A 14,814-nucleotide genomic window follows, 5' to 3' on the forward strand; every position below is an offset into this window, starting at 1 on the left:
GCCGATGCCCGCCCCGCCGCCCGACCGCTCCCGCAGTCGCATTGAACGCTACGCCCTGGTCGCGGGGGACTTCCGCCTGCACGGGGGGATGGACCGGCCGAATTACGAACTCGCCTGGCACCTCGCCGAACGCGAGGGGGCGACGGTCGAACTGGTCGCCCATCACGTCGCGGCGCCGCTGGCGGAGCACCCGCGGGTGCGTTGGACCCGGGTGCCGCGGCCGGGCGGGCGGGCGCTGCTGGGGCGGCCGCTATTGGCGCGGGCTGGGCGGCGGATCGCCCGGGAGGTCGCCCGGGCCGGGGGGCGGACGATCGCGAACGGGGCGAACTGCGCCCCGCTGGTCGGCCCGCCCGCCGCCGCCGCGAGCGACGTGAACTGGGTGCATTATCTGCACGCCGCCGCCCCGCCGCCGCGGCCCGCGACCGGCCGGGGCGGGCTGCGACCGCGGCTCGTGGCGGCCCGCGACCGCCGGGCGGAGCGGCGGGCGCTGCGGGCCGCGGGGCTGATCGTCGCCGACTCCGACCGCCTCGCCGGTGAGATTACGGAGCGGCTCGGCGTGCCGGCCGACCGCGTGCACCGGATTTATTACGGCGTGGACCCCGCCGCGTTTCGGCCCCCCGATCCGGCGGAATGCTCCGCCGCCCGGCTCGCATTCGGCATATCGAACGACGGGGACGCTGGCGAGCGGCCCGTCGTGGCGTTCGTCGGCGGGCTAGGGGCGGACCGCCGCAAGGGGTTTGACGTACTCTATGACGCCTGGCGGGACCTGATGCGCTCCGACGCGTGGCCGCGGAGCGCCCGGCTGCTGGTCGCCGGGTCGGGGTCGGAACTGCCGAGCCTGCGGGCGGCGGCGGAGCGGGACGGACTGGCCGATTCGATCCGGTTCCTCGGGCAGACCGACCGCGTGCCGGAGCTGTTGGCGGCGGCGGATCTGCTGGTCGCCCCGACGTTCTACGAACCCTACGGGCAAGGCGTGCACGAGGCCCTCTGCCGCGGCGTGCCGGCGTTGGTCACGGAGACGGCCGGCGTCGCGGAACGGTATCCCGCGGACCTCCGCGACCTGCTCCTGCCGGACCCGCCGGACGCCGCGACCCTCGCGGCGCGGTTGCGGGCGTGGCGGGCGAACCGGGCGGAGCTCGCGGAGCGGACGCTCGTCTTCGCGGAGGAACTCCGCTCCCGCGATTGGGAGGCGATGGCGGCGGAGTTCGTCGCCCTCCTCCGTCGTCACCCGCCGGCGGCCGCCGGCTTCACTTCGAATGCGTCGTTATGAAAAAACTCGTCCTACGCCTGCTGAACTGGTGGGGCTATGAAGCCCGGGCCCGGGCCGTCCTGCCGTGGGCCTTCTCGCTGGAGACCGATCTGGAAAAGCTGGGCCTCGACGCGGCGGCGGTCGACACGGTGCTGGACGTGGGGGCGAACGTCGGGGAGCACGCCCGGGCCTTCGCCCGCGCGTTCCCCCGGGCGACGGTGCATGCGTTCGAACCCGTCGCGGCGACCCACCGCCGGCTCAGCGCCGCCGTCGCCGACCAGCCCCGCATCCGGCCGCACTGCCTCGCCCTGTCCGACGCCGACGGCCCGGCGACGATCGCCCTGAGCGACAACGACACGATTAATTCGTTGGAAGGCATCAACCCGAAATTCGGGGCGTCGACGGGCGAGGAGGTGATCCAGCGGGAGCGGCTCGACGCCTGGCTGGACCGCGAGGGGGTGGCCCGGGTCGACCTGCTGAAGCTCGACGTGGAGGGCCACGAACTGGCCGCGCTGGAGGGCGCCCGCGGGGTGCTGGCGGCGGGCCGCATCCGCTTTCTGCTGATCGAAACCAAGGGCGTGCGGGCGGAGGAGGTGCGGTCCGTCGGGACGAGTCTGGTCGAACTGGAAGCGCTGCTCGCCCCGCTGGGCTATCGCCTGCTCGTGCTCTACACGGACTATCTGCACCTCCCGCCGAAGCCGTTCCACTCCAACTTCAACGCATTGTTTGGGCGGGTGGAGGGCGCCGCGGCGTCCCGCAGCACGGCGACGAGCTGACGGACGTGGGCGTCGGCGCCGAAGCGGCGGGCGGTCTCCCAGGCGCCGACGCGGAGACGATTGAAATGAGCGTCGTCGGCCAGCGCCCGGACCAGCGCCGCGGCGAGGGCCGCCGGGTTGGGGCGATCGCCGGGGGCGGACTCGCCGCTGACGCCGGGGATCAGCCAGTCCGGAATGCCGCCGGTCGCGTAGCCGACCGCCGGCAGGCCGACGCAGCCGGCTTCGACGCCCACCAGCCCGAACGGTTCCGGCCACAGGCTGGGCACCGCCAGCAGATCGGCGGAGCGCATCGCCGCCTGTCGGCGGTCCGCGTCGACCCAGCCGGGGAACTCCGCCGGCACGCCGGTTTGCCGGGCGAGGTCCTCCGCCTCCGCCAGTGCCGGGCCGTCGCCGGCGACGGTCAGCGAGAGCCGCCGGCCCAATTCCGCGGACGCTGTAGCCAGCGCCGGGATCAAGTGGCTCAGCCCCTTCAGTTCCGTGACGCGGCCGACGAACAGCACGCGGTCGCTACGGTCCCGCGGCGCCGGCGGGGCGGGGTCCGGCACGGCGTCCGGGGGGAACAGCGGCACGAGGCGCAACCGGTCCGCCGGCACGCCGTGGCGCGCGTATTCCTCCTGCATCGCGGCGCTGGCGACCAGCACCGCCCGGAACCGCGTCAGGTTCGCCTGTCGCCGGCGCTGCACGGCGTAGGAACGCAGCATCGTCGCCGGGCTCCGCCCGCCGCACCCGCGGGGCAGGTACAGGGCCAGACAGCCCGGCCCCAGCGTGCGGCAACAGGTTTGCACGCGGGGCCGGGCGAAGCGTTTCGTGCCGCTCACGCAGGCGCCGTGGTAGTTGTGGGCGTACAGCACGGTCGGGAACCGCCCGGCGAGGGCCGCCTCCCAGGCCGGATCGCCCGCGCCGTGCGAATAGACCACGTCCGGCCGCCAGTCGGCGATCTCCGCCAATAGCGTGTCCGGAGAGTTTCCCTCCCGCGTCCAGCACCGCAGGCCGGGGATCTGGGCGACGATTGAACTGGGGCCGTCCGCGGGTCGGGCGGTGACGACGGCCAACTCATGCCCCGCCGCGACGAGCTGCGGCAGCACGGCCCGTAGATAAGTCTCCGCCCCGCCGACGATCGCGGCGTGCTCCGTGTCGATCAGGATTCGCAGCGAATCGCTCATCTTTCCCCCCCGGCCGGAGCGGGGGCCGTGGGGAAGCAGGCGGACAGGTCGTTGACCCCCGGCCGGGCGAGCGCCGCCGTGAGGTCCGCCCGCGCCCGCCGACCCATTGCCGGCAGCCGATCCCGGACAGCAAGGGCCTCCCGCAGGGCGTCGGCCAGGGCGTCGCTGAGCGTTGCGGGGTCGCCGGCGGGGACGACCCAGCCGGTTTCGCCGGGCGTGACCAACGCGGCGGCCCCGCAGGCGTCGGTGACGACGACCGGCAACCCGCAGGCCATCGCCTCGGCGACGACGAAGCCGAACCCGTCCTCCAGGCTCGGCAGCACGAGCAGCTCCGACCGCTGCAACACCGGCCGCGGGTCGCCGGGGGCGGCCTCGACGGGCAGCCCGGCCGCTTCCCGCTCGAACAGCCGCCGGCAGGTCCGGTCGCCGGTCGCCCCGACGATCCGCAGCCGCACGCGGTCCGGCCCGAGCCGCCGCACCGTCCGCAGCAGCGGGACGAACCCCTTGCGCAGGTCCAGCGTGCCGACGAACGCCACGTTCAACGGTCCGGTCGGCTCCGGCCGCTTCTCGGCGGGGGCGAACCGGGCGAGGTCCAGCGGTTGGGGGACGACGACGATCTTGTCGCCGTCCACGCCGCGGTCGGTCATCGACCGCTTCGCCCAGTCGGAGGAGACGCGGATGCGGTCGGCGAGGGCGTATTCCTCTTCCACCCGCCGCACCGCCGCCGGGCTGGGATGACCGCGATAGCGGCGGCCGGTCAGCCGGCGGGCCTCGCCTTCGTAGGCCTCGGCGAAGCCGCGGAGGTGGCCGTTGGGGTTGTCCAGGCAGGAGGGCGACCCCGCCGCCGCCGCCCAGCGGAGCGACTCCAGCGCCACCTGGGTGAAGGCGTACACGCGGTCCGGGCGGAGGCGGTCGAGTTCCCCCGCCGCCCAGCGGCCGAGGCGGGCGTCGCCGATCGCCTGCACCCGGCCCGGGCAGAGCCGCCGCCCGAGGGCCGCTGCCGTGCCCCGGGGCCGCAGCCCCGGTTCGCGGAGCCACTCGACGGCGGACAGGGCGTCGTCGGCCGCGTCGGCGGTGCCGTTCCCCGCCCGGCCGGGACCCAGGGCGACGACCGGGCCCAGGGCGGCTAGCCCCGCGGCGGCGCTGCGAACCTGAGCCCCGAGCCCCCCCGGCCCGGCCGGGGCGCCGTGAACGAGCACCGTGTTCATGCGGGGCTCGCGGTGGCCGCGGGGCGCTCGGCGGCTCGGGCGATCGGACCGCCGGGGCAGACCTGTTCGAACAGCGCCGCCAGTTCGCCAGCCCGGCCTTCGGGGCTCAGTTCCGGCCAAAGGACGGAGCGATCGAACCGCAGCGGGGCGCCCGCGGTCAGCTTCGCCTCGCAGACCGCCTCCACGGCGGCCTGCATCCCCGCGACGTCGTCCGGCTCCGTCAGCCAGACGCCGGGGCGGCCTTCGAGGTAGTTCCAGTTCTCGCCCCGCGGGACGGCGGCGAGGATCGGGCGATCCGTCGCGAGGTACTCGTAGGTCTTCGCGGAGATGATCCCGCCGGCGCCGCCGTCCCGTCGCTGCGGCAGGCAGAGGAACAGCAGGTCGGCCCCCGCGGCGAGGGCGCCGACCTCCGCCGCCGGCACGCCGGGATGCACCTCGACCGCATCCTCGACGCCCGCGGTTCGCAGAACCTGCCGGATGATCTCCGGCGAGGCGGCGTTTCCCCCAAAGGTCTGCACCGTCACGCGGCCGGCCCACTCCGGCCGCTCGGCCGTGAGCGCCCGCACAGCCATCCCGAGATGCACCGGGGAGTGCGTGCGGTAGTCCAGCGACGCGGCCCGGTAACTTCCCAGCCCCTCGACCGCCCGGCGGAGCCGCGTCAGCCGGGGCCGGCGCTGCCACCAGTGATGCCACCCGCCCAACGCCCCGAGGTAGCGAATCACAACGCGGTCCGGCACCGGGGTCTTTTCCCCCACGGGCGGATCGGAAGCGGGGCGGAACGCCGGGGAGGCGGCCCGGCGGACGACGTGCACGCGGTTCCGCAGGGCCTCCGGCTGGCGGTCCCGCACACGGTCGGCGTTCACCTGCGAGACGTACGCCACGGCGGCGGCCTGACGGACGAAGCGGTCTTCCAACTCCCGCAGTTCGCGGAGGTGTCCGCGGCTGGGGTAGACCGGGTGCATGTCGCCGCAGGTCGGTGAGTCGCCCAGCACGATCACCAGCGGCAGGCCGGTTTCCTCCGCCAGCCGCACGCCGACCAGCCCCGCGGCGTAGGGCATGACGTAGCCGACGAGGAACCGGGGCCGCCGTTCCGCGACCAGCGCACGGGCCCGGGCCAGCGCCGGTTCGACCCAGGAGACGGAGCGGTCCGGCCGAATCAGCCAGGGGGCCAGCGCCCGCAGCGGGGAGCGTTCCACCCGCCGGGCCAGCCGCGACGGGCCGGGGTCGGGAACGTGGTGCGTCCGCACGCCGGGCAGTTCGACGTCGGGCGTGGCGGTGAGGGCTTCGAACCGCCACCCGCGGTCCCGCAGGGCGGTCAGCGCCCGCCCGGCCTGGATCGCCCCCGCCGGCCCGGGGGGCAGTTCGTAGTTGACGGACAGAAAATCGAGCACGGGGCGGGGGCGGGCGGGGAAGGCAGTTCGAATCAGCGTTCGTCCGACGCCGCCAGGTCGCGACGGCCGGGCAGTCGCGCGGCGTACGCCTCCAGCCGGCGCCGGTAAGCGTACGCCCGCCCCGCGATCGTCGCCCGCAGCGTCTCGCCGGCGGCGTCGATCTCCAGCACGCGGTCCAGCACGTCCGCGGCTCGGAGCGTGTGAATCGGCGTGACGAAGGGGGCCAGATCCATCGACTCCGCGAAGTCCCGGCACTTGTCGCCGTAGCTGACGATCACCGGCGGCGTGCCCACGCAACTGGCGAGCACCGCCCCGTGCAGCCGCATGGAGATCATCACCGTGCAGTCCTGAACCCTGCGGAAAACCTCCGCCGGCGAGGCGGGCGTCTCCACCCGGTTCAGGCGCCGCAACACCGACGCGGGCAAGCTGCGTTCGAGCGTGCCGACGTCTTCGTCGACCATCGGGACCGCGACCGGCTCCCACCCCCGTCGGACCAATTCCTCGCAGGCCCGGCCCGCCTCGATCAGGCGTTCTTCGTCGTAGTCCGCGAACTTGAACGGCCGGACGAGGTTGACGCCGAACCGCTTGACCGCCGGGCGGGGGACGACGGGGCGCTCGTGGGCGAAGGCGAGGGCGGCGTCGCCGACGATCTCCGCCTGCGAGGCCCCGAGTTCCTCCACCATTCGCAGCGACAGCGGCCCGCGGACGCCGAGGTTGGCGAAATGCGGCAGGATCGGGCGCCAGCCGGACAGATCGACGACGCCGGGCATATTGTGCCCCCCGCTGCCGGCCCCGGTGCCCAGGCTGTGCAGGGGCAGCCCCAGCCGCATCGCCGTGCGGCAGCGAGCCAGGGAGTAGTCGTTGAGCAGCGTGCCCCCGCCCAGCACCACTCCCCGCCAGCGGACCCGCCCCGCCCCGGGCAGCCGCAGTCGCGAAGCGATCCGGAACGGCCCGGCCGGTCGAAAAGGCTCCAGCGGCCCCAGCAATCGGACCGCCGCCTCATACAGGCAGGCGTCTCCCAGGTTCAGCCGATTCCCCCCCAGATATCCCAGCGGCGGCCGCGGGACGCGGAACCCCCCCGGCTGCGTCGCCCCTGGGCCGGCGCTTCGGCCTGTTCGTCGAGGCGAGATCAAGGATCGAAAACGGAGGGGGGCCGGGCGCGGGGAAGGGGCGCCGAGGACGGGCGTCGGGGAGAACCGCGGGCCCGGGGGGCGGGGCGTCAGGCGACCCGGCCGCGGACGGCGTGGAGGATCCGGTCGCGCCACCGGCGGCGCTCGGCGCGATTGAACGCCGTCAGGCCGACCGCCGCGGCGCAGCATAGGCTCGTCAGGCCGCCGCACACAATCAGCCCCGCCCAGGTGGTCGTCGCCCACGCCGGGACCTGCGGGAGCAGCCACCAGCCGAGCAGCCACGCCGCGACGCCGGCGGGCAGCGGGGCGGCGACGGCGGCGTACAGTCGCCGCACGGAGAACCCCAGTTCCCGGCCCATCAGCACCGGTTCGTACCACAGCCCCGTCGCGGCGTAGCTCAGCGCCGTGCCCAGCAGCGGTCCGGCGACGCCGTACCAGGGCGTCAATCCCACGCTCAGGGCCAGGTTGAGGACGGCGGCGGCGACGCTCATCGGCACCAGCGACCGCACGCTGCCGGTCACCTGGAAGCACCAGTCCCACACCACCGTGACCGGGAGGATGAACGACGCCGCGACCGCCGCCGCGGTGACCAGCGACCCGGAGTAATACTCCCGCCCCGCCCACAGGACGACGAAGCTCTCGTTCAACAGCAGGGTCGGCACCAACCCCACGACGGACATCGCCGCGGTCAGTTTCGTCAGTTCCAGCACCCGCGTGCGGTACGTCTCCCGCTCGCCGGAGTGGTAGAGGTCCCCCAGCCCCGCCCAAGTCGCGGAGGACAGGGCGGCGACCTGCCCCCGGATCAGCTCGGCGATCCGGCGGGTAAAGAAGAACCCAGCCACCGCCGCGGGGTCCAGCATCGCCGCCACGATCAGCGAGTCCGAGAACAGCGACATCTGCCCGCCAAGCTGGCGGATGAAGATCGGCGTCTGCAACGACCTCAGTTCCTTGCCCAGCCGCCGGGTCTCCCCCGCGCCCGACGCCGGACCCTCGTTCGGGTCCTCGTTCGGACCCTCGTTCGGACCCTCGTTCCGGTCCTCGTTCCGGTCCTCGTTCCGGTCCTCGTTCCGGTCCTCGTTCCGGTCCTCGTTCCGGTCCTCGTTCCGGTCCTCGTTCCGGTCCTCGTTCGGGTCCTCGTTCGGGTCGGGCGTCGCGGGTTGGGCGGCCGGGTCGGGACGGGAAGGGGCCGCACGGACGAACAGCGGGGTGTTGCGGCGCAGCTCGATCGCCACGAGTCCGACGTGAAAGCAGACCGTGCCGACGAGGGCGCCGACCGCCTGCCCGGTGATGCCGGCCCCGGCCCACGCGGCCAGCAGGGCGATCGCGGTCGTGGCGACGTACTGCAGCAGGGACAGGCCGATCACGACGTACGGCTGTTGCCGGCATTCGATCAGCGTCCGCACGTAGTCCAGCGAACTGACCGCCAGCCCGACCGCGGAGACGACGCACGCGGTCCGCAGATCGCCCATCAGGCCCGGGCCGACCGGGATCAGCCACCCGATGACCGGAACCGCGGCGATGCAGGCGAGCGCCTTGAGCGCCCCCGCCCGCCGCGAACTGCGGCCGGCCACGGAGAGGACCGCCGGCAGCGTCCCCCCGCCGCCCGCCAGCGCCCGCGAGAGCAGCGGCGCCAGCGAACCCCGCAGGCCGAAGTCCAGCAGGGTCAGCCAGGCCATCAGCTCCAGCCAGGCCCGCCAGGCCCCGAACGCCTCCGCCCCCAGCCAACCGACCAGCAGCGGCGAAACCGCCAACCCCCCGATCAGCGTGACCGCCGAGAACCCCGCCGAGGCGACGAACCCGTACAGGGACCGGCGGGTTCGTGACATGCGGCGGGGCGAAACGGGGCCGACGACCGGCGACCGGGGGGAGACGAAACGCGGGGGGCGACGGTTCGAATGTTCGTCGCGACCCGGCAGCGGGAAGCCGGCGACCGGGAGCCGGCGGCAGGTCAGGCGCGGAGCGCCGCCCTCAAACGGTCGGCGATCGCCGGCCAGGCGAACTGCGCATCGTAAAGCGCCCGGCCGCCGGCGGCGATGACGGCCCGCCGGGCGGGGTCGTCCAGCAGTTCGCCGACCGCCGCCGCGAACGGGGCCGGTTCCGGGGGCGTCAGCCGCAGCGCCGTGCCGTCGGCGTCGCGGAGCAGGCCGTCGGTCAGGAAGGCCCGCGTGCCGACCGTCGCCACGCCCTGCTGCAAGCCGGCAATCATCGAGCCCCGCCGCGTCGAGACCCCGTCCACGAACGGGGCCAGCGCCAGGTCCATCGCTGCAAACTGCCGGGCCGCCTCCGCGGCGGGCAGCCGGCCGGCGTCGATCACCCGCCCGCCCAGCGCCGCCCGCACCGCGGCGCCGTGCGGGCCGACGTACAGCAGCGCGGCCTCGGGCGACCGCTCCCGCGCCGCCGCCGCCGCCGCGTCCACCAGCGGGAGCAACCGGGAAGCGTGCGCCGACCCGAACAGCCCCAGCACGGGGACGTTCGGCCCCAGGTTCCACCCCGCCCGCAGCGCCTCCCGCAGCACTGCCTGATCGGCGGCCCCGCCCGCGACCTGCGGCAGGTTCGAGCCGACCGGCAGGTGGACCGCCCGCCGGCGGGGATGGCGGCGGCGGAATCGTGCGGTCCAGGCCTCGATCGAGAAGAACGTCACGTCCGCCAACGCCGTCACCGCCGCGAACTGGGGACGCTGCCACAGTGACATCGCCGCGGTCTTGGCGTCGGCGAAGGGGACGAACAGTTCGTGCACCATCACGGCCACCCGCGTCCCCGGGCTGGCCCGGCGACAGGCCCGCAGGGCGAGCGGCAACCGCGGGGCGAATCCCCGGCGGCCGTAGCTGAACGGGTTGTACTGCACGACCAGCCAGTCCGGCCGCCGCCGCCCCACCGCCGCCGCCAGCCCGCCCCGCAGCAGGTTTTCGCAGGGCACGATCTCCACGCCCGGGATCGGATCGGCCGGGTTCGACCCCGTGAGGACGCCGATTGTTCCCCCGTCCCCCGCTGCCTCGTCCACGGCCGATAGGGCCGCGGCCAGTTGGGCGGTGTAGTCGCCGATGCCGTCCGGCGCCGGCGGCAGGAGGGGGAAGAACAGGTCGATCCGGGGCGACGACATCGGGCGGGGGCAGCGGGACGCGGGTGGGGTTCTGTCCGGCGTTCCCTTCCGACGCCCCGGATCAGCCCATATGGTCCGCCGAAGCGAATCGGACACAACCGCCGGGCCGCCCGTCCGTCCTTCCGCCTGTCCCATGTCGCACGCACTCCTTTGGATCGCCGGTAAGCTGCCCCGCGGCCTGATCCGGGCCGTGTCGCGCTCCCAGTGGCGGCACCCGTTGATCCGCAAAGGCGTGGAACGTCTCTACGACCTGTTCCGCGGCCGCGACGGCGTGATCCAGGGGGGCGTCGGCGCCGGCCTCCGGTTCAACCCCGGGCCCTCGCACGCCGGCTACCTGCTCGGGACGACCGAGCCGGAGATCCAGCGCCTGCTCGCCGAACTGATCAACCCGGGCGACACCGTCGCGGACGTCGGGGCGAACGTCGGTTACCTCACCACGCTCGCCGCCCGCCTCGTCGGGGGGGAAACCAGCGGCGGGGGGCGGGTGGTGGCGATCGAACCGTTGGAAGAGAACGTCCGCTGGATCCGGCACAACGTCGCTCTCAATGCGGGCGAGGAGCGGTTCGGCCGCATCGACGTTCGCTGCGAAGCGCTGGGCGCCGCGGACGGGACGGCGACGTTTCAGCTGTCGGAGGTGTCCACCTGGGGACGGTTGGAATCCGCCGGGTCGGCGCCCAATCAGCCGGCCGGCACGCGGCAGGTGCCGGTGCGGTCCCTCGACTCCCTGCGGGCCGAGGGCGTCTTCGGGGAGCCGCCCTCCTTGGCGCTGTTGAAGATCGACGTCGAAGGGGCGGAGGCGGACGTGCTGGCGGGCGGACGGGAGACGCTGCGGGCGCTCCGTCCGCTGTTGCTGGTCGAACTGCACGGCACCGCCCCCGCGGTCGCGGCGGAACTGGACCGGGCCGGCTACCACGCCGCGGTCGTCGGCGGGGCGGGCGTCGCGGCCGCGGACGCCCCCTGGGCGGCCTACCTGCTGGCCGCCCCGCGGGACGACGCCGCGCTGTGCGCCCGGGTCGATCGCCTTTGCGCCGCGGCGGCGGAGACGCGGTGAGCGGCGCCGTTCCCCCCCGCGAGCTTGGCCCCCGCGAGCCCGGCCCGAACCGTCCCCTGCGCGTGCTGACGGCGGGGCACTCCTACGTCACGGCGGCGAATCGGGCGATCGCCCGGGAGGTCGCCCGCGATCCGGCGTTCGAGGTCACCGTCGCCGCCCCCGCGGTCTATCACGGCGACTTTCGCCGTGAGGTCTGCGAGCCGGAGCAGGCCGGCTCCCCGCTGCGGATCGAACCGATCCCCGCCCGCTGGACGCGGCGGGTGCACGTCTTCCGCTACAACGCCCGCGTCCTGCGGCGCCTGACGGCCGGCGGCGGATTCGACGCGGTGCACGCCTGGGAGGAGCCCTACATCCTCGCCGGCTATCAGATCGCCAAAGCCGCCGCCGCGGCCGGCGTGCCCTACGGGTTCCGCAGCGCCCAGAGCCTCAACAAGACCTATCCCCCGCCGTTCCGCCAGTTCGAGCGCGCCGCCCTCCGCACCGCCGCCGGCTGGGTGGCGGGCGGGTCGCTGGTGTTCGAGAACCTCGTCTCCCGCGGCTACCCGGAACGGACGGGGCGGATCATCACCCTCGCCGTGGAGACCGCCCGCTTCCGCCCGCTCCCCCCGGAGGCGAAGCGGGCCGTGCGGGAGGAACTGGGCCTGCCGGGACCGCTGATCGTGCAACTGGGCCGGGTGAACGAGGACAAGGGCGTCCGCGTGTTGCTGGCGGCGCTGGAGGGGCTGGGCGAGCGTCCGTGGGGCCTGCTGATGCTGGGGAACGGCCCGTTGGAGGGGGAGGTTCTCCGCTGGGCGGAGGCCCGCGGCTGGGGCGACCGGGTGCGCGTCGGCGCCGTGCGGCACGAGGAGGTGCCCCGCCGTCTGGCCGCCGCCGATCTGCTGGTCGCCCCCAGCCAGACGACGCCGCACTGGAAGGAGCAGTTCGGCCGGATGCTGATCGAAGCGTTCGCCTGCGGGGTGCCGGTGATCGGCAGCGACAGCGGGGAGATCCCGCGGGTCGTCGGCGACGCCGGGCGGATCGTGCCGGAGGCGGACGCCGCCGCCTGGACCCGGGTGATCCGAGAACTGCTGGACGACCCCGCCGCCCGGGCCGACCTCGCCGAGCGGGGGTTGCAGCGCTGCGGGCAGTATTCCGTCGCCGCGGTGGCGGAGCGCTGGAAGGATTTCTACCGGGACCTCGCCGCCGCCGGGTCGGCCGGGGCGGCGGCCGGGGCCGCCGGATGAGCGACGCGCCCCTGCGGCTGGCGCTGGTCGACGACTTCCCCGAGGAGGGCTGGACGAGCATGGACCTGTGCGCCGACCGCCTCGCCGCGGAATGGGCCGCCGACCCACGCTTCGCCCCGCAGCGGATCTGCCCGCCGTTCCGAACCCCCTTCGGCCGCTTCGCCCCGCTGGCGCCGGGCCGCCGCGGCAAGCGGGCGGCGGCGAACGCGGACCGGCTGTGGAACCGCGTCCGCACTTACCCGGCCCACCTCGCCCGGATCGCGGGGCGGTTCGACCTGTTCCACATCGTGGATCACTCCTACGCCCACCTGACCCATCACCTGCCGGCGGATCGCACGGGGGTTTTCTGCCACGATCTGGACGCCTTCCGCAGTCTGCTCGACCCGGCCGCCGAGCCCCGCCCCCGCTGGTTCCGGGCCCACGCCCGCTCCGTCGCCGAGGGGCTGGGCCGGGCGGCGGCGGTATTCGTCAACTCCCGGCAGACGCGGCGGGAACTGGTCGCCAGCGGCTTCGCCCAAGCCGACCGCGTGGCGCTCGCCCCGCTGGGCGTCTGCGAGGAGTTCGCCCGCCAGTCAGCGAACGCCGCCGCGGAGGCCGCCGGCGCCGCGGAACTCGCCGCCCGGGACCTGCCCGCCGGGCCGTTCCTGTTGCACGTCGGCTCCTGCATCCCGCGGAAGCGGATCGACGTGCTGTTGGAAGTCTTCGCCGCGGTGCGGGCCGAACGGCCCGAGCTGACGCTCGTGCAGGTCGGCGGCATCTGGACCGAAGGCCAGCGGGAGACGTTGGAGCGTTTGCGCCTCGGTGATAGCGTTCGGCAGCTCTCCGGACTGAGTCGGACGGCGTTAGCGACGCTCTACCGCCGGAGTCAGACGGCGTTACAGCCGAGCGCCTCTGAGGGGTTCGGCCTGCCGGTGGCCGAGGCGCTGGCCTGCGGGGCGAAGGTGATCGCCAGCGATCTGCCCGTCCTGCGGGAGGTCGGCGGACCGCTCGCCACGTTCGCCCCCGTCGGCGACGTGCCGGCGTGGCGGGCGGCGACGCTGGCCGCCCTCGACGCCCCGCCGCCCGATCCAGCCCTCGCCGACGCGCATCTGCGTCAGTTCACCTGGGAGGAGCACGCCCGCCGCATCGGCGCCGTCTACGAACGGCTGGCCGCGGGCGAACCCTTCGCCGACCTCGTCGCCGCGGACGGGGTGCCGGGGGAGTCGGTTTGAACGGGACCGGAGCCACCGGGGCCGGCCCCCGCCTGCTGTTCCTCAGCCCGGTCGGGACGATCGGCGGGGCGGAGCGGGTGTTGCTCGACCTGTTGACGGGGGTCCGAACCGGGCTGCCGGACGCGTCGCTGACCCTGCTGTGCGGGGGGGAGGGGTCGCTGCTCGAGGCGGCCCGGGATCTCGGCGTGAGCGCCCGGGCGGTCCCGCTGCCGGCGGCGGCGGCCCGGCTGGGCGACAGCCCGGACTCACCCGGCGACACGAACCGCGGCGGGGCTCAGAGCCGGGTCGCCCGCCTCGCCCGCTTCGCGGCGGCGGGGCCGGCCGTGACACGGGGCGTCCTCCGCTGGCGGGCGGCGATCCGGGCGGAGCGGCCGGACCTGATCCATTCCAACGGCCTGAAAACCCACCTGCTGACCGCCGCGGCGCTGGCCGGCCGGCGGGCCGGTCGGCGACCGCCGGTCGTCTGGGCGGTGCACGATTTCTACTCCGAACGCCCCCTCGCCGGCCGGGCGCTGCGGCGGGCGGGGCGGGGCGTTTCCGCGTTGGCGTGCGTCTCCGCCGCGGTCGAGCGGGACGCGCTCACCCTCCTGCCGAACGCGGCGACCCGGGTGATTTTGAACGGCGTCGACCTGACCCGCTTCGCCCCCTGCCCCGAAGCGGGGGACGGGGCGGCCTTGGACGCCGCCGCCGGCTTGCCGCCGGCGCCCGCGGGGACGCTGCGGGTTGGGCTGGCGGCGACCTACGCCCGTTGGAAGGGGCAGGATGTGTTGATCGAGGCCGCCGCCCGGCTGCGGGCCCGGCGGCCGGACTTGGCGGTCCGCTGGTTCGTCGTCGGCGGACCGATCTACGCCACGGCGGCCCAGTGGACGCGGGGGGAGTTGGAAGCACTCGCCGAGCGGGCGGGGGTGGCGGATGCCGTCGGCTTCGTCCCGTTCCAATCCGACATGCCCGCGGCGTACCGGGCGCTGGACGTGGCGGTGCACGCCAGCGTGCGGCGGGAGCCGTTCGGGCTGACGATCGCGGAGGCGATGGCCTGCGGCCGCCCGACGATCGTCGCCGCGGCCGGCGGGGCGGCGGAACTGTTCACCGACGGCGAGGACGCCCTCGGCCACTCGCCCGGCGACGCGGTCGCCCTCGCGGTCGCGGTCGAACGCCTCGCCGACGACCCGGCCCGGCGGGCTCGTCTGGGAGCCGCCGCCCGCCGCACGGCGGAACGCCGCTTCGACCGCGATCGCGTGGGATCGCAGTACGCGGCGCTCTATTCCGAACTGCTCGGCGCCCACGCGGCGCCCGGCCGGGGGGAGACCTGACG

At 75.0% G+C, this 14,814-nt stretch carries 12 protein-coding genes; 6 read left to right on the plus strand and 6 right to left on the minus strand.

From position 1 onward, the window contains the following. Positions 1 to 4 precede the first annotated feature (4 nt). Complete coding sequence (locus CA12_RS07755; RefSeq protein ID WP_207622174.1) at positions 5 to 1,270, plus strand: glycosyltransferase family 4 protein; 1,266 nt, start codon at positions 5 to 7, stop codon at positions 1,268 to 1,270. Then, positions 1,267 to 2,025, plus strand: a complete 759-nt coding sequence (locus tag CA12_RS07760) for an FkbM family methyltransferase (RefSeq protein ID WP_145358341.1) — start codon at positions 1,267 to 1,269, stop codon at positions 2,023 to 2,025. The genes CA12_RS07755 and CA12_RS07760 overlap by 4 nt, the downstream gene beginning before the upstream one ends. On the opposite strand, the gene CA12_RS07765 is transcribed toward CA12_RS07760, so the two are convergent. The 6 genes from CA12_RS07765 to CA12_RS07790 form a co-directional block, all read right to left on the minus strand. Beyond that, positions 1,926 to 3,188, minus strand: coding sequence for a glycosyltransferase family 4 protein (locus CA12_RS07765; RefSeq protein WP_145358343.1), 1,263 nt, complete (start codon positions 3,186 to 3,188; stop codon positions 1,926 to 1,928). The genes CA12_RS07760 and CA12_RS07765 overlap by 100 nt on opposite strands. After that, positions 3,185 to 4,396 carry a glycosyltransferase family 4 protein gene (locus CA12_RS07770; protein WP_145358344.1) on the minus strand — a complete coding sequence of 404 codons (1,212 nt, stop codon included), beginning with the start codon at positions 4,394 to 4,396 and terminating at the stop codon, positions 3,185 to 3,187. The genes CA12_RS07765 and CA12_RS07770 overlap by 4 nt, the downstream gene beginning before the upstream one ends. After that, entirely contained in the window at positions 4,393 to 5,787 is a 1,395-nt protein-coding gene (locus CA12_RS07775) for a glycosyltransferase family 4 protein (protein ID WP_145358346.1), read from the minus strand. Before CA12_RS07775 ends, CA12_RS07770 begins: the two co-directional genes overlap by 4 nt. Before the next feature lie 32 nt (positions 5,788 to 5,819). Beyond that, on the minus strand, positions 5,820 to 6,920 hold the full coding sequence (locus CA12_RS07780; RefSeq protein WP_165700621.1) for a polysaccharide pyruvyl transferase family protein: 1,101 nt from the start codon (positions 6,918 to 6,920) through the stop codon (positions 5,820 to 5,822). Positions 6,921 to 7,006: 86 nt separating this feature from the next. Beyond that, complete coding sequence (locus tag CA12_RS07785) at positions 7,007 to 8,743, minus strand: polysaccharide biosynthesis C-terminal domain-containing protein (protein ID WP_145358350.1); 1,737 nt, start codon at positions 8,741 to 8,743, stop codon at positions 7,007 to 7,009. A gap of 122 nt (positions 8,744 to 8,865) precedes the next feature. Then, positions 8,866 to 10,017: a glycosyltransferase family 4 protein gene (locus CA12_RS07790; protein ID WP_145358352.1), complete on the minus strand. Its 1,152-nt coding sequence runs from the start codon at positions 10,015 to 10,017 to the stop codon at positions 8,866 to 8,868. Positions 10,018 to 10,150: 133 nt separating this feature from the next. Here CA12_RS07790 and CA12_RS07795 point away from each other — a divergent pair, with 133 nt between their 5' ends. Genes CA12_RS07795 through CA12_RS07810 form a run of 4 tightly spaced genes read left to right on the plus strand, consistent with a single transcriptional unit; the run spans position 10,151 to position 14,812 of the window. Continuing rightward, positions 10,151 to 11,068, plus strand: coding sequence for an FkbM family methyltransferase (locus tag CA12_RS07795; protein WP_165700622.1), 918 nt, complete (start codon positions 10,151 to 10,153; stop codon positions 11,066 to 11,068). Next, positions 11,065 to 12,291 carry a glycosyltransferase family 4 protein gene (locus tag CA12_RS07800; protein WP_145358355.1) on the plus strand — a complete coding sequence of 409 codons (1,227 nt, stop codon included), beginning with the start codon at positions 11,065 to 11,067 and terminating at the stop codon, positions 12,289 to 12,291. Before CA12_RS07795 ends, CA12_RS07800 begins: the two co-directional genes overlap by 4 nt. After that, on the plus strand, positions 12,288 to 13,502 hold the full coding sequence (locus tag CA12_RS07805; RefSeq protein WP_145358357.1) for a glycosyltransferase: 1,215 nt from the start codon (positions 12,288 to 12,290) through the stop codon (positions 13,500 to 13,502). Before CA12_RS07800 ends, CA12_RS07805 begins: the two co-directional genes overlap by 4 nt. Then, the gene (locus CA12_RS07810) at positions 13,499 to 14,812 is read left to right on the plus strand and encodes a glycosyltransferase family 4 protein (protein WP_145358358.1); all 1,314 of its coding nucleotides are present in this window, start codon (positions 13,499 to 13,501) and stop codon (positions 14,810 to 14,812) included. The genes CA12_RS07805 and CA12_RS07810 overlap by 4 nt, the downstream gene beginning before the upstream one ends. The last annotated feature ends 2 nt before the right edge of the window (positions 14,813 to 14,814 follow it).

This window comes from Alienimonas californiensis, from assembly GCF_007743815.1.
Lineage (GTDB): Bacteria > Planctomycetota > Planctomycetia > Planctomycetales > Planctomycetaceae > Alienimonas > Alienimonas californiensis.